Below are 22138 nucleotides of genomic sequence, written 5' to 3' on the forward strand. Positions count from 1 at the left end.
GAGCGCGCCATGGCGGAGATCATCAATCTGCGCCAGGCGCGCAAACGCAAGGCGCGGGCCGACAAGGAGGCCCGCGCCGCCGAAAATCGGATCCAATTCGGCCGCACCAAGGCTGAGAGGATGGAAACCGAAGCTCAGAAAACTCTGAGCGATCGCCGCCTCGACGGTCACAAGCGTGACGAGGACAAACCCTGATATGGGGTCCGGCATCCTCAAGCGCTCCGTATCGATCGCCGGTCATCGCACGAGTATTTCCCTCGAAGAGCCATTCTGGGATGCACTGCGTGAGCTGGCCGCGCGGAACGCTCTGTCCGTTCAGTCCCTGATCGGCCGCATCGACGCGGAACGGGGCGAGCAGAATCTGTCCTCCGCCATTCGGGTCTTCCTTCTCAAAAGTCTTCAGGAAGACGTCAGCCGCCCGGACGGACATTGACCGCCGGCGGCGGGCTGATTTCCAGTGGAGGCGTGAGTGGCGGCATGACAAACGGGGACGACTGCCCTTCCGGAGGAGGAAGAGCTGCATTCGGATCGTTCTGCTGCTGCGACTGAATGCGTTCGGCTTCGATACGGCCGCGGTCCGCTTCTTCCCGCGCCTTGGCTTGGCGGGCAGCCTCCTCGGCTGCGGCCTTCGCACGTCGCTCGGCCTCCTGCTGCGCCTGAATCTGGCGCTGCCGCTCCGCCTGGGCCTTCTCGAAGGCTTCGATCTTCTCAAGTTCCCGCTTCAGCACGATCGCCGCAAGACCATTGCGGAACGGACCGGCATCGATCTCCCGAACGGGGGCCGCCAAGGAGCCGCGCCAAGTCATGCCGATGGCCGGCGGCGCACCGACCCAACCGGCGGGCGAGGCCTTGGCCATCAGGGAACCGCGCGCCTCGAAAGCGAGGGATTTCAGATCGTAACTGACCGCCCCCTGAAAAGTGGCGGCGCTGCTCTGGACCACGAAGGGCGACAGACGCAGCGCTCCGGAAACCAGGGCCGCCGACGTCGTGACCGTCTGCGCTGTCAGCGGCGCGCGGCTGAGTTCGGCCCCCAAGGCCATTTCCGCCTTGCCTTCAAGCAATGGTTCGTTTTCCGACAGCAGCCGCTTCAAGGCCCGGTCGAACGCGGACGGATCGGTATCGGGAACGCGGATGTTCGTGATCCGCCAGTCCCCGGCGCCTCCGAGATTCGCCACGAGTCCCGCCATCGTGTCTGCGGCGCTGCCGAACTTCAAACCGCCCGTGACACGGGCCTCGAAGGGAGTCGGGCCGCCAAGCGCCGACAGGGAAACATCGTTGATGGAGCCCTCGCCGACGACGGAAGCGAGTGCCCCCTGTCGGGTGATCGTCGTCGATCCGGTCAGTTTTCCGCCACCGAGGAGGGCTTCGAAATTGCGGATCGTGACCCCGTCCGATGTCGCCTCAGCGGTAAAGCCAGCTCGCGTTCCCGTCAGGCCGCGGCCGAGATCGAGCGTCCCAACCTTGAACGCAACCTGGCCGCCGCTGATCAGCCGCGCGGTTTGCCCGAAGCGTGCCGTGGACCAGATCGCGTTCGCATCCGGGCTGGAGGGTGTATTGAGGGCCAGCGTCGTGACGAGCCATGGCATGGCCAGCCGGTCGACGGAGACGTCGCCGGTGATGTCGGAACGGGAACGCACGGCAAGGCGAGCCTGGACATTGCTCTTCGCAACCTGTCCCGTCACCGTCAGAAGCGAGGCGTCCCGCTCGCGCCCGAGGGTGATCCGTCCTTCTGCGGGAACCGGCGACGCAACACCGGATCCATCCCCGAGCAGAAGCAGGAACGGCGCAATGTCGGGAGTGGCGATCTCGGCCTCGCCGCTGTCGACCACGTCGTCATCGGCACTCAAGGCGAAAGGACGCTTGGTCGTAAGGCGTACGCCGCCGACGTCGCCTGCGACGGTCACGTTGAACTGGCCTGAACTGACGCGGGTGCCGCGCAGATTGACCTGGGACGGGCGGTTCAAGGACGCCACCGACGGCCGCCCGACCCAACGGCCGGTATTGTCCGTCGCCAAGGTCACGTCGAGGTTTTCGGTGCGCCCGTCCAGGGAATCGACGGAGCCGAGGAAGCTCCCTCCGGCGGCGGTTCCCTTCGCGGTGGTGCGCAGGCGCAGTTCGTTGGAATTCGGCGCCGGGATCACCCGTTCGGTCACCACGTCGAGGTCGAGGTCGCCCTCGCGCAGGAAGTACGGCACAAGTTTGGATATCCCGCCGATCCAGACGCTGCCGAGCAGATCCACGAGAGGTGCGGCACGCTGAGCCGTCACCTTGCCGGCAATGCGCCCCGATCCATCCGGAGCGATGCGGCCGCTGACCCGGGCATTCGCGCCGGCCAAGTCGACGATATCAAGGGATTCGACAAGGAGCGACGGCCCGTCGGACAGGATCCGGGCCGTGATGCGCCCGGCCCCCGGCCGGCTGCCCGCCCGGACATTGCGCGCGTCCAGGATGAAGCCGACATCGAGGTTCTGCGTCGCCTCGAAAACGCTCGAGACCCGCGGCAGCTGATCGAGGTTGAGGTTTTGGATTCCGACTTGGGCTTCCAGTTTGCCCCGCCCATCTCCTTCGGGGGCGGTGTAGCGGAGGTTGCCGGTCATGACCGCATCGCCGGTCTTCACTCTGAGGCGGCTGAACGAGAGCACCGGGTTCGAGAACGCCACGTCCGAAGACATCTCGAGAGGACGTCCGTCGAGAACCTTGAGGAAAGGCGAACGCAGGCCCAGCCGGTCGAGATAGCGCGCGAAGCGGTCCGACGCGTTCGATGCAAGCGCAAGCTTGCCGTCGGCTCCGCCTTTGGTGGTCAGACCGACGGTTCCTTCCATCGCCACCCGGGTGTCGCCGGGCGCCTGGAAGTCGATGCGGTCGATCTTGGCCTCGCCCTTGGCAAGGGAAAGGCGCAGCACCGCGTTGGAAAGATCATCCTGACCGAGCCCGATGCTGTCGATCTTCAGGTCGAGATCGATCGGGACCGATATCCGCGGCACCGACCAGTCGGCGAGACGGCTTTTGAACTCCTGACCGTTGGACGACAGGATGAAGCTGTCGGCATCGAGCCGGCGTCCTTCGAGCTTCAACGAAATGCGAGGATCGTTGAGCTGGACACTTCCCTCGCCGGTCATCCGCAGGCTCGCGCCCCCTTCCCCCGCTTCCAGCGACACCGGGTTCATCAAAACCTGCCCGGACCCGGCCTTGAACTCCGTCTCAATGACGATGGGGATCGGAATGCCCGCCGCCGCAACCTGGGCCGGCGGCCCGAACAGGATCTTGGCCTTTCCGCCCAAGGTGGGCGTCGGGGCGGCAGGATTGTCGCCCTCGAGGGCAAGCTGGGCGTCCAGGTCGAAACGCGGATAGATGTCGCCGCCGCCGGACAACCTCAGCTGGATCGTCTTGGCCGGGGTGAGCTCGCCGGTCACGAGCCTGAACGGCACGCCGGCGGTCGTGCCCTCGACCCGCCATGGCCCGATGAGTTTCTGGCCCTCGATGGATACGTTCTCCGCATAGGCCTGATCCGTGCGACCCGTGGTGGGAGTCTGCGTCGTCACCAGCAGCTGAGCGACTTTGAGGCTGTCGATGGCCCATTCCCGCCCGCGGGCACTGCCGCCCGTGAGATCCTGGGGCATCCGCCAGCTCCCGTCGGGAGCCACCGGAACCCGGATGTCGGCTCGTCCGATCCGCGTTTCGGTAAACCGCACATCGCCCTGGAGAAGCGGCGGCAAAGCCAGCTCCGCCCAGACGAAATCGGCCGTGAGGGCCGGAGAATCGGCGCTCTTGCCGCCCAGCCTCAATCGATCGAAGCGCAGTCGCGGGGACGGCAGGATACGGAGGCCGATGCGGCCTTCCGTATGAGCTTCGGTGCCGGAGGCGCGCGAAATCAGATGATCGATGGTGTCGCGATGCTCCTCCCAATCGATGAAGGGGGGAGCCGCCACGGCCACCGCCAGGATCAGGATCACGATCGATGCGATAATCGTCAGGATGTCGCGCAAGAGGCGGCCTTTTCTCCGTTTTGTCGCAAGCCCATTAACTCAATGCCCACAATAGCGGGAGCGGGTCGGCGTTTCCATCCACTGTCAAAACGCAACAATCTTGCCTGGATTCAAGATGTTGCTCGGGTCGATCGCCTGTTTCAAGGTGCGCATCAGCGCCAGCGCCGCCGGGCCGTGCTCGATCTGGAGGTATTTCATCTTCTTCTGCCCGACGCCGTGCTCGCCGGTGCAGGTCCCCTCCATCGCGAGAGCCCGCCGGACGAGACGGTCGACAAAGGCCTCGCAGGCTTCCACCTCCGCGGGATCGTCGGTGTTCACAAGCGGTTGAACGTGGAAATTGCCGTCGCCCACATGGCCGACGATCGGTGCGATCAACCCGCTCGCCGCGATATCGCGCTTGGTCTCGTCGACGCATTCGGCCAGGCGCGAGATCGGAACGCACACGTCGGTCGCGACCGACTGGGCCCCGGGCCTCAGACCCCGGGCCGCCCAATAGGCGTCATGGCGCGCCTGCCACAACCGGGAACGCTCCTCGGGCTTCGTTGCCCATTCGAACGGGCCGCCCGAGAATTCCGTGGCGATCTCGCCGAACCGTTTGGCCTGCTCCTGCACGCTTGCCACCGAGCCGTGGAATTCGAGCAGCAACAGCGGGCTTTCCGGGAGCGTGAGCTTGGAATGGAGGTTGACGGCCTTCACCTGCAACTCGTCGAGAAGCTCGATCCGGGCGACCGGGATGCCGGACTGAATGGTCATGATGACCGCATCGCAGGCGGCCTTGACCGTCGGGAAAGGACAGATGCCGGCGGAGATCGCCTCCGGGATGCCATGGAGCTTGAGGGTGATTTCCGTGATGATGCCGAGCGTCCCTTCGGAGCCGATGAAGAGGCGGGTCAGATCGTAGCCGGCCGAGCTCTTCTTCGCGCGGCTTGCGGTCTTCACCACTTCACCGTCGGCCATCACCACCGTCAGGGAAAGGACGGCGTCCTTCATGGTTCCGTAACGGACTGCATTGGTTCCGGACGCGCGGGTGGCCACCATCCCGCCGATGGACGCGTCGGCGCCGGGATCGATCGGAAAGAAAAGCCCTTTGTCGCGCAGATGCTCGTTCAGCTCCTTGCGGGTGACGCCGGCCTCGACGACGCAGTCGAGATCCTCGTCATGCACGGCAATGATACGCTTCATGAGGCTCAGATCCACGCACACGCCTCCGAAAGGCGCATTGATGTGCCCTTCCAAGGATGTCCCCGTGCCGAAGGGAATGACCGGAACGTCGTGCTGCCGACAGAGTTTCACGATCTCGGACACTTCCTCCGTGGTACGAGGGTAGATCACGACATCCGGCGGCTGGTTCTTGGTCCAGGTCAGGGAATGGCCGTGCTGTTCGCGGATGGCTTCGGACGTCACGACCTGATTGCCGAAGCGCTTGAGAAGCGTGTCCAGCAATGTCGTCAGGACGGCTTCGGTCGGCTTGGTGCGGCGGGACGGAGAGGGAGCGTTCATCGGTGCTTCAGGTCCGGTTGTGATGCTGTGTTGTCTCATGACTACCAGAACCGTTGCAAAGGCAACACTCTGCGTGAGAATGACGCCCTAAGCCCCTGGATAGCCGCGAGAAATGTGTTACTGTTACGCAACGAGGAGACTTTGAGGTCATGATCGGAATGGGAACGGAGGACTGATCATGGAGGACCGCGCTCCCGTTTTCTTCTTTGCTCCGTTCGTGTCCTCGACGATGCGTGTCCAGCCGGCGTGGATCGATTACGCCGGCCATATGAACATGGCCTATTACCATGTGCTGTTCGACCGGGCCGTGGAAGAGGCCTTCGGACTGGTCGGCCTTGGCCAGGATTATCTGGAAGAACGCAAGGCCTCCTTCTTCGCCGTCGAGACCCATACGCTCTACAAGCGCGAGCTGCGGATGAAGGACACGGTCCGGGTCACGCTTCAACTGATCGATTTCGATGAAAAACGGCTCCACTTCTACATGGAAGTCCGCCATGCGACCGAAGGGTGGCTGTCAGCCACGACGGAGGGTCTGAGCCTCCACGTGGACATGAAGACCCGCAAGGTCGCCCCCTTCCCCAACGACATAATGGCAAACCTCGCCATCATGAAAGCGACCCACTCCCGGCTCGCCAGGCCGCAGGCCCTGGGCCGCGTCATAGGGCTTCCGAGCAAGCCCGAGGCATCCAGCCCCTTGCGCGAGCCCATGCGGGCTTCCGGGACCTGTCACTAGGTCGAACGCCTGTCCGCTAGCAGCCGACGGATCCGGCGGGGCAGTTGCGAATAGCCGCCGGAGGACGCGGATTGGAGAAGGTCCGCTGGCGATCGATGCTCTGCTGCAGCTGGTTGTTGTTGAATTGATATTGCTGCTGGGAGCGCTGGAAGCGCTGCTCGATCTGGAGATCCCGGTTGATTTCCTGGACCCGCCGCTCGGCCGGGCTCGTCCGCGGCAACCTCGTCTGAGCCAGGGCCGGGGCAGCGAACGATAAAGCCAAGCCTAGACTGACAGCCATCTTCACCGCTTGACGCATCGTCCATTCCTTTCAAAGGCTTTCATCACCATATGGGATTTGACGCGCTCCCGGACAACGAGGTTCCCTCTGCGACAGGGTTATCGCCCTTTCCGGGCTCGACGTCGTTCGCCTTTTGATCCATGGTCCGCCCGATGAATCAGCCAGAAACCAGACCCGAGTCCCAGGACGACCCGAGAGAGAACGAGCCGAGAGAGCCGGCCTCCGGCTCCCTGAGCGCGCGGGCCCGCGCGGCCGTCGCTCCTCAATCGCCCTATCTTTCCGGCCTCAACCCGGAGCAGCGGGCGGCCGTCGAGGCGACGGAAGGCCCTGTCCTCGTGCTGGCCGGCGCCGGAACCGGCAAGACACGGGTGCTCACGACCCGGATTGCCCACCTGATCGCCACCGGCAAGGCTCGCCCCTTCGACATCCTCGCCGTCACCTTCACCAACAAGGCGGCGCGGGAGATGCGCGAGCGCGTGGCCTCCCTGATCGGTCCGGTCGCCGAAGGCATGCAATGGTTGGGTACGTTCCATTCCATCGGGACGAAGATCCTCCGCCGCCATGCGGAGCTCGTTGATCTGCGCTCGGATTTCACGATCCTCGGAACGGACGACCAGCTTCGCCTGATGAAGCAGGTCATCGAGGCGGAGGGGATCGACGAGAAGCGTTGGCCTGCCCGGCAGCTCGCCGGCGTCATCGATGGATGGAAGAACCGCGGACTCGGTCCGGATCAGGTGCCCGCCGGAGAAGCCGGAGGTTTCGCCAACGGCCGGGGCGGCAAGCTCTACCGGGCGTATCAGGACCGCCTGAAAACCCTCAATGCGGTCGATTTCGGGGACCTTTTGCTGGAATGCCTTCGGCTCTGGCGCGAGCATCCGGACATTCTCCAGCAATACCAGAACCGCTTCCGCTACATGCTGGTGGACGAGTACCAAGACACCAACGTGGCGCAGTATCTCTGGCTGAGGCTCCTGGCCCAGGCGCGCAAGAATCTTTGCTGCGTCGGCGACGACGACCAGTCGATCTATGGCTGGCGCGGGGCCGAGGTCGACAACATCCTTCGCTTCGAGCACGACTTTCCCGGGGCCGTCGTCATCCGCCTGGAGCGGAACTATCGCTCCACGGCGCATATCCTGGCAGCGGCTTCGGGCCTCATCGCGAAGAACCAGGGCCGCCTCGGAAAGACGCTTCGCACCGAAGACGAGCCGGGCGAGAAGGTCTCGATCACGGGCGCATGGGACTCGGAAGACGAGGCGCGGCTCATCGGCGAGGAAATCGAGGCGCTTCAGGCCAAACGGCACCCTCTGTCCGAGATCGCCATTCTGGTGCGGATTTCCGCCCAGATGCGCGAACTCGAAGACCGCTTGGTCACCCTCGGCGTGCCGTACCGGGTCATCGGTGGCCCGCGCTTCTACGAGCGAGCGGAAATCCGTGATGCCCTCGCCTATCTTCGCGTCGTCAACCAGCCGGCGGACGATCTGGCCTTCGAGCGCATCGTCAACGTGCCTAAGCGCGGCCTGGGCGATGCGACCATTCAGGTTCTGCACAACCACGCCCGCGCGGCGCGGGTCCCGTTGCTCGAGGCTGCGCGCTTCATCGTCGAGACGGACGAGCTGAAGCCGAAGCCTCGCGCGACGTTGCGGGACCTTCTCATCTCCTTCGGCCGCTGGTCGAAGCTCTCCGAGACGATGACTCAGTCCGAAGTGGCGCAGACTGTGCTCGAGGAGTCCGGTTACACGGAGATGTGGCAGAAGGACCGCTCCGCCGACGCGGCAGGACGCCTGGAAAACCTGAAGGAACTCGTGCGGTCCATGGAAGAGTTTCCCGATCTGCAGAGCTTCCTGGAACACGTCTCCCTTGTGATGGAGGCGAACGAGAGCGACACGCAGGAGCGCGTCAGCCTGATGACGCTCCATGCCGCGAAGGGGCTGGAATTCAATACCGTATTTCTGCCGGGCTGGGAGGAAGGCTTGTTCCCCAACCAGCGCGCGCTGGACGAGAGCGGCCGCGCCGGCCTCGAAGAGGAACGGCGCCTTGCCCATGTGGGCATCACCCGGGCCCGGCGCCGGGCCAAAATCTATTTTGCTTCCAACCGGCGCATCCACGGCCTTTGGAACTCGACCATCCCGAGCCGCTTCATTGACGACCTGCCGGAATCCAACGTGGAAATCCTCGAAGCACCGGCCAATTTTTCCTACGGCGGCGGCTTTGGAGGCGGCTCTCGCTTCGACCGCATGACGCCTTTTGCGGGTTCCTCGTACCAAACTCCCGGATGGCAGCGTGCCCAGGCCCACCGGACCGCCACCGAAGACGGCGGCTATTCCGCCCGTCGCTCGGGCGACCGGCGTGGCCCTATGATGATCGAAGGTGAACTGGTTGCGAAATCGACGGGAGCGTCGGGCTTTTCCGTCGGAGGACGCGTTCTTCATACGAAGTTCGGGCCGGGAACCATCGAGGCTGTCGATGGGAACAAGCTGACGGTCGAATTCGACAAGGCCGGGCGAAAGATGGTCCTGGACAGCTTCGTCGAGTCTCTGGCCACCTCCTGAATCGAGATGAACCGAGATAGAAAGGCGCACCGAAGTGCGCCTTTCTTATATCGCCTTACTCGGCCGCGATCGGCGGCACCGGTGCGGGCGGCGTGCCGTAGGTGCGCGGGTCGATCGGATTGAGCTGGCCCTCGTCCTTCGTAAAGGCCGGCGGACGCTCCACGTAGGTGAATGTCCCCTTTCCGTCCGGTGCCGGACCCTGGGCCCAGCGGCCCTGCTGGCTTTCCGTGCCTTCGGAGTGATTGAGGAACTGGTAGGCGACCTCGCTCTTCTCCAGTTTCTGCGGGAAGTTCGACGGCACCGGGGCCATTTCCAGCCCGTCCTCCTCCAGTTCACGGATCGCGGCGAGCCATTGGTTCTGATGCATGGTGTCGCGAGCGATGAGGTAGGACAGCATGTCCCGGACGCCGGGGTCGTTGGTCATGTTGTAGAGACGGCTGACCTGCAAACGACCCTGGCTCTCCGCCGTCACATTGAAGTGGAAGTCGGCCAGCAGATTGCCGCTTGCGATGGTATAGGCGGACGTCCATGGATTTCCGGCGCTGTCCGAGGGCCGGGCCCCGAGACCCGCGACGATGAAATGCTGCGGGTTCATACCGGCCATAATGGCATCCTCGACACGGGCTCCGCCCATCACGGCTCCAACGACGGAATTCTTGGCCATATCCTCCTGCTGCTCCACCGGCGAGGTTTCAAGGAGGCGCGCGATCATGGTGGCGAGCATTTCCACATGGCCGATTTCTTCGGTCCCGATGTCCATGATCATGTCCTTGTATTTCTGAGGACCACGGCAGTTCCACCCCTGGAACAGGTAGGTCATCATGACACTGATCTCGCCCCACTGGCCGCCAAGGGGCTCCTGAAGCATTTTTGCGAAGAGGGGATCAGGTTTCTCTGGCTTGGCATGATAAGCCAATTGCCGCTGACGAAAAAACATCGGCTGCTCCTGTTCTGGCGCTGAATGAAGGCCCCTCGGCCTGTCGGGGGATCACGCTTCCAACAAGGGCAGCCGGACGTTGTTCCCAAGGAACACGATCTTTGGAAATGTTCAAAAAAGCCTGTTTGCGCGCGCTTCTCCAGCGAGAAGGAGGCTCTAGCCATCGGAGTGCAACTGTGTAAGCATCCGGCGGCGATCATGTCTGCGAGCGAGAGGCCTCGATGTTTCCTCTGTCCCACATGCTGAAAGCTTTCGTGCGTACAGGCACGCTCAAGGTCATCGACGCGGATGGACGGGAGCATGTTTTTGCGGGCACGTCCTCACCGACGGTCACCATGCGCCTGACCGATCGCTCGCTTTACCACAAGCTCTTCCTCAATCCGGAACTTCATGCCGGCGAAGCTTACATGGACGGACGCATGAGCTTCGAGCACGGATCGACCGTCAGGGATTTCCTGACCCTCTTCTCCCTCAACCGCTCATCGCTGGCGAATTATCCGCTCCAGAGCGTCCTCAAGCGCATCTCGCGCGGCGTGAAGCGTTTCCAACAGGCCAACCCCGTCGGCAAGGCTGAGAAGAACGTCGCGCATCACTATGATCTCGGCAACGAGTTCTACAAGCTCTTCCTCGACAAGGGCATGCAGTATTCATGTGCGTATTTCATCGATGATGACGATACGCTGGAGGAGGCGCAGCAGAATAAGCTCCGTCTGCTCGCCTCGAAGTTGCAGTTGAAACCGGGTCTGAGGATCCTCGATATCGGCAGCGGCTGGGGCGATCTCGCCCTTTATCTCGCCACCATGGAGGACGTGGACGTCACGGGCGTCACACTCTCGAAGGAGCAGCATGCGCTCTCCAACGAGAAGGCGCGGCGCGCGGGCCTTTCGGACCGTGTGCGCTTCGAACTGCTGGATTACCGGAAGCTGGAAGGGCGCTTCGACCGCATCGTGTCGGTGGGCATGTTCGAGCATGTGGGCGTTCAGCATTACGGCGAGTTTTTCGCGAAGATCAACGCCCTTCTCGACGATGACGGGCTGATGGTCCTGCATTCCATCGGCAAAATGAGTCCGCCCGGAACCGCAAGCCCCTGGCTCAGGAAGTACATTTTCCCGGGCGCGTATTCTCCCGCCTTGTCAGAGGTCTTTCCCGTCGTCGAGCAGAACGGTCTCTGGGTGACGGATCTCGAATTTTTGCGTTTGCATTACGCGAAGACCCTCAACCATTGGCATCGGCGGTTCGAGGCGAACCGCGCACAAATCGCGTCCATGTACGATGAACGCTTCTGCCGCATGTTCGAATTCTACCTGATCAGCGCAGAAACCATGTTCACGTCCGGCAGCCAACTCGTGTTCCACATGCAACTCGCACGCAAGCGGGACGCGGCTCCCATCGTACGGGACTACATCACGGACCTTCAGCGCCATTATCGTTTGCAGGAGTCGGAACGATTGAAGATCCTGCGCCAGAATGAGCCGGAGCCTGCACCTGTCTCGGATGCGGCTCCGGCCTCGTCTCAAGGTCAGGTCAGGGTCTCGTAATCCTTATTCTTCAAACCGTCGTGGGAATGGCGTGTCGGGAGCTTGCTCTCCGGCTGCTTCTTGAAGAACGAGGAGGCTTTCGCTCCCATCGGGCCCTTGGAAATGGTGATCCCGCCGTCGACCGCGTAGAGCGCTCCCGTCACGAAGCTGGCCTCGTCGGACGCCAGGAAGCAGAATACGTTGGCCACCTCTTCGGGCGTTCCGCGCCGTCCCATCGGGGTCGCCTGGGTGATCATGCTTGCAAGTTCCGTATCCATCGGGCCCGTAGACTTGTGTGTCCAGGCGGTATCGATCGGACCGGGACACACGCAGTTGGCACGCACGCCGTAGGCAGCCTGTTCACCGGCGATGCCGCGGATGAACGAGTGAATGAACGCTTTCGTGCCGCCGTACATGGCGTTCTTCGGATGGCCGATCATACCGGCTTCGGAGCCCGTGGCGACGATGTTGCCGTGGGTTTTCTGGAGGTGCGGCAAAGCGAACTTGGTCATGAGGAAAACGGAGCGCACGTTGGATCGCAAGGTTTCGTCGAACTTGTCGATCGGGTAATCCTGCGTCTCAGCAACCGCAAGAAACACACCCGCGTTGTTGATCAGGATATCGAGGCGTCCATAGGCGCTGACACACGCCTCGACGGCAGCCTCGGCGTGTCTCTCTTCCGCGATATCGCCAAGGTAAACTTCGGCAAAGCCACCGGCCCCCGTGATGAGCCGCGCCACATCCTCCACCGGATCATCCGGCAATCCGACGAGCAGAAGCCGCGCGCCTTCCTGCGCGAACTTCAAAGCAATCGCCTCTCCGATGCCGGTGCCCGCACCGGTGATGATCGCGACCTTGTCGAAAAGGCGTCCAGGCATGGTCGAACTCCTATGAGGCGGGAAAGAGCCTGACCGTGTGTGGATCCAGGCCCGACGAGGGCACAACGGATCGCTTCCCTGGCGGTTCCGCACGAGCCTTGCCTGCGTCGCCCATGCGCACCGCTCCGCTTTATGTGATCCGAGCTCGGCTTTTTATGGGTGCTGAACGGTGATATGACCCGGCCGGCCGAACTTCCGATATCCGCGTCACGCACCCTGACAGGAGTTGCCGTTCCATCATGATACGCCGTTTGTCCTTCCGGCAGCAGATTACGATCCTCGTCGGCCTGCTGTGTCTCGTACTGGTAGGGGTAGCGGCCCTTGGAGCGTCCTATATCGCCTACAGCCGGACGAAGCGGGAGATCATGGCCGACGCGGCCGAAACGGCCGCCACTCTTGCGGCAATCCTGGATCGTGGCATGGCGGAGCGCTTTCGCGAAATCCGCAACATCGCCGGCATGCAGCCTCTCCAGGGGATCTGGACGCGCGATCCCGGCAGCATTCGCAAGGTCCTCGAGCAGCTCCAGGCCACGTATCCGGACTACAATTGGATCGGCTTTGCGGCGCCCGATGGCACCGTTCAAGCCGCGACCCGCGGCCTCCTCGAAGGCGCGTCCGTCGCCGAAAGGCCCTGGTTCCGAAGCGGTCTCGACGCCCCATCCGTCGGCGATGTGCACGAGGCCAAGCTTCTCGACAAGCTCCTGCGCCCTGCCACCGCCGCCGAGCCCCTCCGGTTCGTCGACTTTTCCGCGCCGGTCCGCGACGCGGACGGAAAGGTCGTGGGAGTTATCGGAGCGCACCTGAACTGGGCTTGGGCGCGAGAGCGCCTTCAGATCCTTCTGGAGCGGAAAGGAACGTTCAGGCCGGACGCCATCTGGATCCTTGCGAGTGACGGATCGATGCTTCTCGGACCTGAGCGGACCACCAAGCCGTTCGCGGATTCGCTCATCGCCGAAATGCAGCAAAGCCGGAACGGCAGCCTCGAATGGGGCGCCGGCAGCGACAAGATCCTGACAGGATTTGCCGTCACGTCCGGCTACCGCGACTATCCGGGGCTTGGATGGATCGTCGTTTCGCGCCAGCAGGATAATGTCGCGTTCGCAGCCGCGCGCAGTACGGTGGCGACCATTCTCATTCTGGGTTTCGGCGTCGCCTTGCTCGGAATTCTCTTGGCCCTCTTCATCGCGCAAGGGCTCTCGAGGCCGCTCCAGGCCATCATCGACGCCACAGACAAAATCGGCCGCGACCCCAAAATCGCTCTTCCGCCGTTTGCGACCGGTTCCCGTGAGATCGTCAGGTTGTCGGCGGCCCTCCGGTCCCTCGTCAGGCGAGCCAGCGCAGCCGAGAACCGAGTTCTTGAGGTGTCATCCCAGCACCAGCAGGAAGTATCCGCCCTAACACGGCTGGCGGAGACGGATGCCTTGTCCGGCCTTCTCAACCGGCGCGGGTTCGACCTGATCGGTGAGGAGACCTTCCTCCAGTTCAAGCGCTTTGGGCGGGTCTTTGCGGCCTTGATCGTGGATATCGATTTCTTCAAGAGGGTGAACGATACCTTCGGTCACGCGGCCGGCGACGAAGTCATCCGCGCAATCGGCGAGACGCTCACGACCCAGCTGAGATCCACCGATACGGTATGCAGGTTCGGCGGCGAGGAATTCGTGGTTCTTCTGCCCGATGTGAGCCGGGATGGAATCGTGACGATTGCGCAGCAGGTCCGCCGCGCCATCGAGGCGCTCCGACCCACTTTTCACGGAAAGACCTTGGCGGTCACGGTGAGTGTCGGAGGCGCTCTCGTGGCAAGCTCCGATCGGGATATCCAGGACGTGATCGAACGGGCCGATGCGGCACTTTACGAAGCCAAGGGAGCGGGCCGAAACCGGGTCGTCATCAACGGCCTGCAACCGCAGCTGGCCTCGGCAGTGGCTTGAGATCCTGCGGTCTTGCGGAAGCTTGGCATGACGTTGGACGCCAAAGCCGAAGGAAATTGCCGATTTGCCGCTTTTTGAGGCTTCCGGCGTCTCCCGTTTCCCGATCCGATGCGGTAATCGATCTCCATGCTTGAAGGACTCCATCCCAACCGCCCGACCCATATCTTCCGCATCACGACGGATGAGCGCTCCGCGCGCGCCATGACCGAGCTGATCGGTGAGATCTTCGACCCGACCGAAACCGCCGTTGCGGCCTTCGAGACGGAAGAGGACGGGCCCTGGCTCCTGGAAGCCTATTTCGCCCGTGAGCCCAACGAGGCCGCCATCCGTGAACTGCTTCGACCCATCGTGGGGGCCGAGGCCGATAACGGCGTTTTCCTTCCCCTCGAGCAGCAGGATTGGGTGAAGGCCTCCCTGGAGGGTCTCAATCCCGTGCGGGCCGGGCGATTGCTGGTTCACGGCGCGCACGATCGGGAGGCCCGTCGCCCCAACGATCTTTCCATCGAGATCGAGGCTGCCCTTGCGTTCGGCACGGGCCATCACGGAACGACGAAGAGCTGCCTGCTCGCTTTTGTCGATGAATTGAAGCGCCGCAAGCCCCGTCATGTACTCGATGTCGGAACCGGCACGGGCATTCTGGCCTTCGCGGCGGCGAAGGTCCTCAAGCGCCCGATCGTTGCCGGCGACATCGATCCCGAAGCGATCCGGGTCGCGCGGGAAAACGCCCGTCTGAACGGCATCGATCCGTGGATGAAGCTTTATGTGGGCCCCGGTGTCCGCCATCCTCTGGCGGACCGGACCGGTCACTTTGATCTGGTCTTCGCCAATATTCTGGCAAAGCCCCTCCGTCTCCTGGCCCCATCCCTATCGCGCGTGGCGACGAGGGACGGAACCCTGATCCTCTCGGGACTTCTGGGCCGTGATGTGCCTGGAGTCCTGTCCGCCTATGCGGCTCAGGGATGGCACCTTGAGCGCCGCTATGATCTGGAAGGCTGGGTGGCTATCGTGATGAAGCGCGGCGGCGCCCATCCACGGCCCCGCCGCGTGGAAGACGACGACTACTCCGCGTCGACTTCCGGATAGCGTTTGGCGAGCGCGCGCCTCAACGCAGTGGCTTCCATATAGACGTCGCGGGCGGCTTTCAGGATGGTCAGAATGATCATGGCTCGTCTCCTCAGAGCTTGAACGGCAGAAGTTCGTCTGGCGTCAGAGACGGACTCTTCTCGCCATAACGGATGGACATCTCTTGAATGGCGGCGCGATGCGGACGCAGCATGCGCTCGGCCGTATAGGCGCGGCTCGCTAGCAAGGCATTGATCAAGCGCTTGGAATAAAGGCCAAGATTGACAGGAAGCGCTTCGCCGCTTCCGGCAGGTACAAGAGTGGCTGTAGTCATAGGTTCATCTCCCCAGTTGGTGCGATGACCCTTCGACGTTCCTCGTTATGTCGTTGTCCTGAAGATAGGCATACCTCGCCTCCTTGAGGAGCGGATTTATCACATGCGAGCTATGACGCAGCTGCAGTTCACGGTTCCATAACGCTGTTTGCTAGGCATTCAACGCATAAGTAGCAGGCACATTGTCGATGCTGTGGGCAGAGCGGGTCCATTTCTCAGGCTGAGGCGGACACGTCATCCACCCTATGGGGCCACCGTGCGTGAACTTGTCGAAAAACTGCGGCAATCACCATCGGCTGGTTCCGTTGCGGACAAAACCGCTCTAGCTTGTCGCCCCACCCGTTTTCGAGATCGGTTTTCGCATTCCATGGCCCGCTTCCAGAGTTTTGATGATTCCACCACACCCGCTCAAGGTCCCGAGCGGATCGCAAGGCTGCGCACCGAACTGTCGCGTCGCGGCTATGATGGCTTCATCGTTCCTCGGGCTGACGAACATCAGGGAGAGTACGTCCCCAAGAGCGCCGAGCGGCTGGCCTGGCTGACCGGCTTCACGGGCTCGGCCGGAACGGCTGTCATCCTCCAGGACAAGGCGGCCCTCGTGGTAGACGGACGCTATACGGTGCAGGCTGCGGAACAGCTGGATACGGCGGTAATCACCCCGGTCCCGCTTGCCGAGACCTCGGCCGAGGACTGGATCGCCGCAAACCTGCCGAGTGGGGCGATCCTCGCCTACGATCCGTGGCTTCACACCCATGACGGCCTGAAGCGGCTGGAACAGGCGGTTGCCCGCGCGGGCGCCAAGCTGGCGCCGGTCGACATGAATTTGGTCGACATTATCTGGATCGACCGCCCCTCCCCGCCCCAGGCCCCGGTACGGCCGCATCCCCTCGTCTATGCGGGCGAGTCAGCGGCCTCCAAGCTTGAACGCGTCCGCGCCAAGATGGCAGAGGCAAAGCTCGACGCCCTCGTGATTTCCGATCCTCACAATCTGGCCTGGGCCTTCAATTTGCGAGGCGGCGATGTCGGTCATACGCCACTGCCGCTCGGCTATGCCATTCTCCCCAAGGAAGGCCGCGCTCAGCTCTTCTTCGACCCCGCCAAGATGACCAACGAGGCAGGCGCTGCCGTGGGCGATCTCGCGGACTTTGCGGACATCACCGGCTTTCTGGGAGCTCTCGAAGGTCTGGGCCATGCGAAGGAAAAGGTCCGCATCGATGCGGCGACCGGCGCCGTCGCCCTGATCCGCCGGATCGAAACGGCGGGCGGGACAGTCGATATCGGGGCGGATCCGATCAGCCTCATGAAGGCGGTCAAGAATCAGGCCGAAATCGCCGGTTCGCGCTCGGCCCACCTGCGCGACGGCGTCGCCGTCGCGCGCTTTCTTGCTTGGCTCGACCAGGAAGCTCCCAAAGGCGAGCTGACCGAAATTGATGCCGTCGAGGCCCTTGAAGCGTTCCGGGTCGAGACCGGCGCACTCAAGAACGTCTCGTTCCCGTCTATTTCCGGCGCCGGACCGAATGCTGCCCTTCCCCATTATCGGGTCACGAAGTCAAGCAACCGGCCCATCGAGAACAACCAGATCTTCCTGATCGATTCCGGTGCGCAATACGAGGACGGCACGACCGACATCACTCGCACGATTATCGTGGGAGAGCCGACGGACGAGATGAAGGACCGCTTCACGCGTGTTCTCAAGGGTCACATCGCCATTGCCCGTTGCGTTTTCCCGAAAGGGACGAACGGTGCGCAGATCGATGCCTTCGCCCGTCAGCCCCTTTGGGATGCGGGCCTCGATTTCGACCACGGCACGGGTCACGGCATCGGCAGTTACCTGTCGGTTCACGAAGGCCCGCAACGTATTGCCAAGACGGGCGTCACGTCGCTCGAAGCCGGCATGATGCTGTCAAACGAGCCGGGCTTCTACAAGCAAGGGGAATATGGGATTCGCATCGAGAACCTGATCCTCGTGGAACCGCGCAAGATCGAAGGCGGCGATAGAGAGATGTTCGGTTTCGAAACGCTGACCTTCACTCCCATCGATTTGCGGCTCGTACAGGCATCCCTTTTGACGTCCGAGGAAACCGCGTGGCTCGATCATTACCACGCTCAGGTCCGTGAAAAGATAGGGCCGCACCTTCCTGGCGAAACCCGGGAATGGCTTGAGCACGCGACACGGCCCATCGGCGCAGCGTAAGCGCCCTGCCGCCCTTCCGGAGCACAATGCCCGGTTGACCACCGGTGCATTGCCCGGAACGGCCCGATGGCCGTTCATAGAAAGTTTCGCAGCAATACGACTGCGACGACCCCTACGACGACCGTCGCCAGAAGCGGCAACCGGAACGCCACGAGGGCCGTGATCGCGGCGGCGATGGCTTCCGGCCATCCGGAGGTCAATGCGGTGGGCGCAATGACGGCAACGAGAACAGCCGGCGGAATCGCATCGAACGCGGCTTTCGCACGCCCCGTGAGGGCAAGCCGGTCAGCCACCAGAAGGCCTGCCACGCGTGTCGCATAGGTAACCAGAGCCATCGCCAGAATGGCCAGCAGGGTCGTTGTATCGATGCTCATGCGTCGGCTTCCTTCCCGGCGGTGATATAGGCGGCGGCGATGCCGGCAAGCGCCCCGGAGGCTACATGCCAGGGCGCTCCGATGAAGTAGTGGACCAGAGCGGCCACGACGGCACTGACAGCGACCGTGACAAGGGTCACGCGGCTGCGGCCGAAGCCGGCGACAAGACCGATGAACAGGGCCGTGAAGGCGAAATCCGCGCCGAACCGGGCCGGGTCGCCAAGAAAGGAGCCGAGTACCGCCCCGAGCGTCGTCGAGGTGACCCAATTTATGTAGAGAACCGCCGCCATCGCGGCCCAGTAAGCCGCCGTCACGGGCCGGTCGAGGGCGCGGCGCTCCGACAGCGCCCAGGACTCATCCGTCATGAAGAAGAAGGCGATGAATTTCTCGACCCTGCTCAGCCGGGTCTTCGGTGACAGGGACGCTCCCATGAGCACATGGCGGACATTGATGAGGAATGTTCCGAACGCGAGCGCTAGGACCGGCGCGGGACTGACCCAGGTCTCGATCGCCGCGAACTGAGCTCCGCCGGCAAAGACAAGCGCGGACATCAGGGCAACTTCGGCGGGGGACAGTCCCTTCCCCACAGCGACGGCCCCGAAAAGGAGTCCGATGGGAATCGCCGCAATGGCCGCGGGCGCGATATCGCGCAGGCCGGCTTTCGCGTCTCGTTTGTAAGAAGTCATGTGAGGATTGGCTTGATCCATGATCCGTATCCGCTTTCCCGCCTTATGGCGGACGGAGAGCGCCCGGTCTTGGATGAAAGTCTCGTCCTATGCTGCTCGGTAAGCCCCTGGGGTGATTCCCATCCGGGCCTTGAAGACCCGGTTGAGATGACTTTGGTCGAAAAATCCGCAGGTAGCCGCCACGATCCCGGGTGTCTCGCCGCGCTCCAGCAGGCGCCGTGCGGCCCGAAACCGGCGATCGAGAAGGTAGGCGTGTGGCGTCAATCCGGTCTCTTTTTGAAAAGCCCGGATGAAATGACTGCGCGACAGGCCGGCCATGGCGGCCAATACCGAGAGTTCCGCTTCCTGATCGAGATGCGCGTCGAGGTAATCCCTCACGCGGGCGATGCCCTTGGGTCCGTAGCTCAGGGAAGGCGGAGCATCGAGTTCGGCCCAGCGGGCGATGAGAAGGGAAAGATAGGCCACGAGCCGAACATCCTGCTCCATCTCGGACGTGCCGATATCGTCATGACACAGGCAGGCGTGGAGCCGGGCGTGAGCCCTGGCGAGGTCGGGATCGGAAATGATCGCCTGGGAGAACCACGGGGGGCTGAGGAGCGGCCGGCCGGCAACGTCCTCCGCGACCTCGCGCATGAGCTCCACGGACGGATAAAACGTCCGATACTCGAACCCGTCGCCGTGAGGGGCCCCATCATGGATTTCATCGGGGCAAACGACCGCTACGCTGCCGGGTCCGGCATAATGCTGCTCACCCCGGTAGAAGAACGTCTCGCAGCCGGACAACACGGCGGCGATCGCATAGGTTTCATGGCTATGCCGGGCGTAGGAATGACGTCGAAAGGTCGCGCGCAGGCATTCAAGGCCGCGATGACGCGGCACCCGCCAGAAATGTGTCACGTCGCCAGGGGCGCGCTGATCGGGATCGAGCGAAAGCTCCGGACTTACCACCGTCATGGCTGCATCATGCCACAGGCGGACGGCCCCGTCTTGTACAAGAGTCTCAAGGCCGTCCGACGAGGGCGAACCATCCGTCCTCATCGAGAACCTGAACGTCGAATTCCTTGGCCTTGTCGAGTTTCGAACCGGCCCCCGGACCCGCAACGACGATGTCGGTCTTCTTGGAGACGGAGCCGGCGACCTTTGCGCCGAGCCGTTCCGCCATGGCTTTCGCCTCCTCGCGGGTCATCTGTTCGAGGGACCCCGTGAACACCACGGTCTTGCCCGCCACCGGCGAGCTCGCCGCAGCTGCCTCGATGGGAACCGTCGTGACCTGGGCAAGGAGTGCGTCCAGCATCTCCTCGTTATGCTGTTCCTTGAAGAATTCGACGATGGTTTCGGCGACCACGGGCCCGATTCCCCCGATGGCCGTCAGTTCCGCATGCGCCTCGGACGTCGGGTCGGCGGCGGCCCTTGCCGTTTCGCGCAAGGCGTCGAAGGTACCGAAATGGCGCGCCAGCAGGCGGGCCGAGGTTTCGCCGATATGAGGAATGCCGAGCGCGAAGATGAAGCGATTGAGCTGAATGCTGCGCCGGGCCTCGATGGCCGCAAAGAGGTTCTTGGCGCTGGTCGAACCCCACCCCTCCCGCTTCTCGAGCCGTTGCAGGCTGCGGGCATTGCGCGCTTCGAGGGTAAAGATGTCCTGCGGACGCTGAATCAGGCCCTCGGCATAGAATTCCTCGATGCGCTGCTCGCCGAGACCCTCGATATCGAAAGCGTTGCGGGACACGAAGTGCTTCAGCCGCTCCCGTGCCTGGGCCGGACAGATCAAGCCTCCGGTACAGCGCCGGACGGAATCCTCCTTTCCGCTCCGTGGATTGACCTCGCGCACCGCATGACTGCCGCAGGCCGGGCAAACGGTCGGGAACGCATAGGGCTTCGCGTCCGGTGGTCGCTTGTCGAGAACCACGTCGAGCACCTTCGGGATCACGTCCCCGGCCCGAAGCACCACCACGGTATCCCCGATCCGAATGTCGACGCCATTGCGGATCGGCTGGCCGTCGCCTCCGATGCCCTTGATGTAATCCTCGTTGTGAAGGGTCGCGTTGGACACCACCACGCCGCCGACCGTCACAGGCTTCAGCTTGGCGATCGGATTGAGGGAGCCGGTCCGCCCCACATTGATCTCGATATCTTCCAGCACCGTCACGGCCTGCTGGGCCGGAAACTTGTGCGCCAAGGCCCAGCGCGGCGACCGGGACACGAATCCGAGACGGGTCTGAAGCCCCAGCTCGTTGACCTTGTAGACGACGCCGTCGATGTCATAGCCGAGATTGGCCCGGTCGGTCTCGATCGCATGATAATGGGCCAGCAGCTCCTCGACGGTCGCGCAAAGGCGCGTCAGAGGATTGGTTTGAAAACCAAGATCCTTGAATGCCTCGATCATCCCGTCCTGGGTGGTTGAGGGCATGGCGCTCACCTCGCCCCACCCATAGGCGAAGAACTTGAGAGGACGCGCCGCCGTGATCGCCGGATCGAGCTGGCGCAAGCTGCCGGCTGCGGCGTTGCGGGGATTGGCGAAGAGCGCCTTTCCGGCAGCGGCCTGCCGCTCGTTGATGGCCGCAAAGTCCTTGTGGGACAGATAGACCTCTCCGCGCACTTCGAAGACATCGGGAACCGCCTTGCCCTTCAGGGCGTGCGGAATGTCGTGGACCGTTCGGGCGTTGGCCGTCACATCCTCGCCGACGGCACCGTCTCCCCGGGTCGCAGCGCTGACGAGCCGTCCGCCTTCGTAACGCAAGCTCAGGGACAAACCATCGATCTTGGGCTCTGCGGTGAACAGCAGCTTTTGATCGACCTTGAGCTGGAGGAAGCGGCGGATCCGCTCAACGAACTCCACCACCTCCCCATCCTCGAACCCGTTGGCCAGGGAGAGCATGGGCATCCTGTGCCGGACCTTGGCAAATTTCTCGGACGCTCTCGACCCGACTTTCTGCGTTAGGCTTTCGGTGGTGGTCAGCTCGGGAAACTGTGCCTCGAGGGCTTCGTAACGCTTGCGCAGGGCATCATATTCCGCGTCCGAAACCGCCGGCGCATCCTCTTCGTAATAGCGCCGGTCGTGCTCGGCGATTTCGCGGCCGAGCGTGCCGTGCTCAGCCTGCGCCTCCATGAAGGAGAGTTGATCGACGGGGGTATCCGAGGAGGTTTTTTGCCGGGCCATGTTCGAATCGACGTGAGAGACGA

At 63.0% G+C, this 22138-nt stretch carries 18 protein-coding genes; 8 read left to right on the plus strand and 10 right to left on the minus strand.

Annotated elements, in window-relative coordinates; all coding sequences use genetic code 11:
- Positions 1 to 9 precede the first annotated feature (9 nt).
- Positions 10 to 195, plus strand: coding sequence for a DUF4169 family protein (locus tag LJD17_RS12305; protein WP_227384479.1), 186 nt, complete (start codon positions 10 to 12; stop codon positions 193 to 195).
- Position 196: 1 nt separating this feature from the next.
- On the plus strand, positions 197 to 433 hold the full coding sequence (locus tag LJD17_RS12310; RefSeq protein WP_227384480.1) for a ribbon-helix-helix domain-containing protein: 237 nt from the start codon (positions 197 to 199) through the stop codon (positions 431 to 433).
- Here LJD17_RS12310 and LJD17_RS12315 read toward each other — a convergent pair.
- On the minus strand, positions 411 to 3986 hold the full coding sequence (locus LJD17_RS12315) for an AsmA family protein (RefSeq protein ID WP_227384481.1): 3576 nt from the start codon (positions 3984 to 3986) through the stop codon (positions 411 to 413). The genes LJD17_RS12310 and LJD17_RS12315 overlap by 23 nt on opposite strands.
- 84 nt (positions 3987 to 4070) lie before the next feature.
- Positions 4071 to 5486 (minus strand): FAD-binding oxidoreductase, encoded by a 1416-nt coding sequence (locus LJD17_RS12320; protein ID WP_227384482.1) that lies wholly within the window; start codon positions 5484 to 5486, stop codon positions 4071 to 4073.
- Between the two features lie 178 nt (positions 5487 to 5664).
- On the opposite strand from LJD17_RS12320, the gene LJD17_RS12325 reads away from it, so the two are divergent.
- Entirely contained in the window at positions 5665 to 6219 is a 555-nt protein-coding gene (locus LJD17_RS12325) for a thioesterase family protein (RefSeq protein WP_227384483.1), read from the plus strand.
- Between the two features lie 16 nt (positions 6220 to 6235).
- Here LJD17_RS12325 and LJD17_RS12330 read toward each other — a convergent pair whose 3' ends face one another.
- Positions 6236 to 6517: a hypothetical protein gene (locus tag LJD17_RS12330; RefSeq protein ID WP_227384484.1), complete on the minus strand. Its 282-nt coding sequence runs from the start codon at positions 6515 to 6517 to the stop codon at positions 6236 to 6238.
- A gap of 134 nt (positions 6518 to 6651) precedes the next feature.
- Here LJD17_RS12330 and LJD17_RS12335 point away from each other — a divergent pair, with 134 nt between their 5' ends.
- On the plus strand, positions 6652 to 9048 hold the full coding sequence (locus LJD17_RS12335; protein ID WP_227384485.1) for an ATP-dependent helicase: 2397 nt from the start codon (positions 6652 to 6654) through the stop codon (positions 9046 to 9048).
- A 55-nt stretch (positions 9049 to 9103) separates the two neighbouring features.
- On the opposite strand, the gene LJD17_RS12340 is transcribed toward LJD17_RS12335, so the two are convergent.
- Positions 9104 to 9985 carry a manganese catalase family protein gene (locus tag LJD17_RS12340; protein ID WP_227384486.1) on the minus strand — a complete coding sequence of 294 codons (882 nt, stop codon included), beginning with the start codon at positions 9983 to 9985 and terminating at the stop codon, positions 9104 to 9106.
- Between the two features lie 221 nt (positions 9986 to 10206).
- On the opposite strand from LJD17_RS12340, the gene LJD17_RS12345 reads away from it, so the two are divergent.
- Positions 10207 to 11523, plus strand: coding sequence for an SAM-dependent methyltransferase (locus tag LJD17_RS12345; RefSeq protein WP_227384487.1), 1317 nt, complete (start codon positions 10207 to 10209; stop codon positions 11521 to 11523).
- Here the strand turns inward: LJD17_RS12345 and LJD17_RS12350 are convergent.
- Entirely contained in the window at positions 11505 to 12380 is an 876-nt protein-coding gene (locus LJD17_RS12350; protein ID WP_227384488.1) for an SDR family NAD(P)-dependent oxidoreductase, read from the minus strand. The genes LJD17_RS12345 and LJD17_RS12350 overlap by 19 nt on opposite strands.
- A 239-nt stretch (positions 12381 to 12619) precedes the next feature.
- On the opposite strand from LJD17_RS12350, the gene LJD17_RS12355 reads away from it, so the two are divergent.
- Entirely contained in the window at positions 12620 to 14308 is a 1689-nt protein-coding gene (locus tag LJD17_RS12355; protein WP_227384489.1) for a sensor domain-containing diguanylate cyclase, read from the plus strand.
- 126 nt (positions 14309 to 14434) lie between these two features.
- Positions 14435 to 15391 carry a 50S ribosomal protein L11 methyltransferase gene (locus tag LJD17_RS12360; RefSeq protein WP_227384490.1) on the plus strand — a complete coding sequence of 319 codons (957 nt, stop codon included), beginning with the start codon at positions 14435 to 14437 and terminating at the stop codon, positions 15389 to 15391.
- A 91-nt stretch (positions 15392 to 15482) separates the two neighbouring features.
- Here the strand turns inward: LJD17_RS12360 and LJD17_RS12365 are convergent, their stop codons facing one another.
- A complete protein-coding gene (locus tag LJD17_RS12365; RefSeq protein ID WP_227384491.1) occupies positions 15483 to 15704 on the minus strand; it encodes a hypothetical protein in 222 nt (73 codons plus the stop codon).
- A gap of 367 nt (positions 15705 to 16071) precedes the next feature.
- Between LJD17_RS12365 and LJD17_RS12370 the strand changes: the two genes are divergently transcribed.
- Complete coding sequence (locus LJD17_RS12370; protein ID WP_227384492.1) at positions 16072 to 17898, plus strand: aminopeptidase P family protein; 1827 nt, start codon at positions 16072 to 16074, stop codon at positions 17896 to 17898.
- A 74-nt stretch (positions 17899 to 17972) separates the two neighbouring features.
- On the opposite strand, the gene LJD17_RS12375 is transcribed toward LJD17_RS12370, so the two are convergent.
- The 4 genes from LJD17_RS12375 to ligA all read right to left on the minus strand — a co-directional run bounded on the left by LJD17_RS12375 (position 17973) and on the right by ligA (position 22115).
- On the minus strand, positions 17973 to 18272 hold the full coding sequence (locus LJD17_RS12375) for an AzlD family protein (RefSeq protein ID WP_227384493.1): 300 nt from the start codon (positions 18270 to 18272) through the stop codon (positions 17973 to 17975).
- Positions 18269 to 18979, minus strand: coding sequence for an AzlC family ABC transporter permease (locus tag LJD17_RS12380; RefSeq protein ID WP_227384494.1), 711 nt, complete (start codon positions 18977 to 18979; stop codon positions 18269 to 18271). The genes LJD17_RS12375 and LJD17_RS12380 overlap by 4 nt, the downstream gene beginning before the upstream one ends.
- A gap of 66 nt (positions 18980 to 19045) precedes the next feature.
- A complete protein-coding gene (locus tag LJD17_RS12385; protein ID WP_227384495.1) occupies positions 19046 to 19912 on the minus strand; it encodes an AraC family transcriptional regulator in 867 nt (288 codons plus the stop codon).
- Positions 19913 to 19958: 46 nt separating this feature from the next.
- A complete protein-coding gene (ligA, locus tag LJD17_RS12390) occupies positions 19959 to 22115 on the minus strand; it encodes an NAD-dependent DNA ligase LigA (RefSeq protein ID WP_227384496.1) in 2157 nt (718 codons plus the stop codon).
- Positions 22116 to 22138 lie beyond the last annotated feature (23 nt).

Origin of the sequence: Microvirga rosea, assembly GCF_020595095.1 — a bacterium.
GTDB lineage: Bacteria > Pseudomonadota > Alphaproteobacteria > Rhizobiales > Beijerinckiaceae > Microvirga > Microvirga rosea.

What these genes read in the sequence shown, in the direction of transcription:
- LJD17_RS12325 (WP_227384483.1), top strand. Translation starts at nt 5,665, where the DNA reads ATGGAGGACCGCGCTCCCGTTTTCTTCTTTGCTCCGTTCGTGTCCTCG.
- ligA (WP_227384496.1), bottom strand. Translation starts at nt 22,115, where the DNA reads ATGGCCCGGCAAAAAACCTCCTCGGATACCCCCGTCGATCAACTCTCC.
- LJD17_RS12375 (WP_227384493.1), bottom strand. Translation starts at nt 18,272, where the DNA reads ATGAGCATCGATACAACGACCCTGCTGGCCATTCTGGCGATGGCTCTG.
- LJD17_RS12305 (WP_227384479.1), top strand. Translation starts at nt 10, where the DNA reads ATGGCGGAGATCATCAATCTGCGCCAGGCGCGCAAACGCAAGGCGCGG.
- LJD17_RS12360 (WP_227384490.1), top strand. Translation starts at nt 14,435, where the DNA reads ATGCTTGAAGGACTCCATCCCAACCGCCCGACCCATATCTTCCGCATC.
- LJD17_RS12380 (WP_227384494.1), bottom strand. Translation starts at nt 18,979, where the DNA reads ATGGATCAAGCCAATCCTCACATGACTTCTTACAAACGAGACGCGAAA.
- LJD17_RS12335 (WP_227384485.1), top strand. Translation starts at nt 6,652, where the DNA reads ATGAATCAGCCAGAAACCAGACCCGAGTCCCAGGACGACCCGAGAGAG.
- LJD17_RS12330 (WP_227384484.1), bottom strand. Translation starts at nt 6,517, where the DNA reads ATGCGTCAAGCGGTGAAGATGGCTGTCAGTCTAGGCTTGGCTTTATCG.
- LJD17_RS12370 (WP_227384492.1), top strand. Translation starts at nt 16,072, where the DNA reads ATGGCCCGCTTCCAGAGTTTTGATGATTCCACCACACCCGCTCAAGGT.
- LJD17_RS12350 (WP_227384488.1), bottom strand. Translation starts at nt 12,380, where the DNA reads ATGCCTGGACGCCTTTTCGACAAGGTCGCGATCATCACCGGTGCGGGC.
- LJD17_RS12355 (WP_227384489.1), top strand. Translation starts at nt 12,620, where the DNA reads ATGATACGCCGTTTGTCCTTCCGGCAGCAGATTACGATCCTCGTCGGC.
- LJD17_RS12320 (WP_227384482.1), bottom strand. Translation starts at nt 5,486, where the DNA reads ATGAACGCTCCCTCTCCGTCCCGCCGCACCAAGCCGACCGAAGCCGTC.
- LJD17_RS12385 (WP_227384495.1), bottom strand. Translation starts at nt 19,912, where the DNA reads ATGACGGTGGTAAGTCCGGAGCTTTCGCTCGATCCCGATCAGCGCGCC.
- LJD17_RS12365 (WP_227384491.1), bottom strand. Translation starts at nt 15,704, where the DNA reads ATGACTACAGCCACTCTTGTACCTGCCGGAAGCGGCGAAGCGCTTCCT.
- LJD17_RS12340 (WP_227384486.1), bottom strand. Translation starts at nt 9,985, where the DNA reads ATGTTTTTTCGTCAGCGGCAATTGGCTTATCATGCCAAGCCAGAGAAA.
- LJD17_RS12310 (WP_227384480.1), top strand. Translation starts at nt 197, where the DNA reads ATGGGGTCCGGCATCCTCAAGCGCTCCGTATCGATCGCCGGTCATCGC.
- LJD17_RS12345 (WP_227384487.1), top strand. Translation starts at nt 10,207, where the DNA reads ATGTTTCCTCTGTCCCACATGCTGAAAGCTTTCGTGCGTACAGGCACG.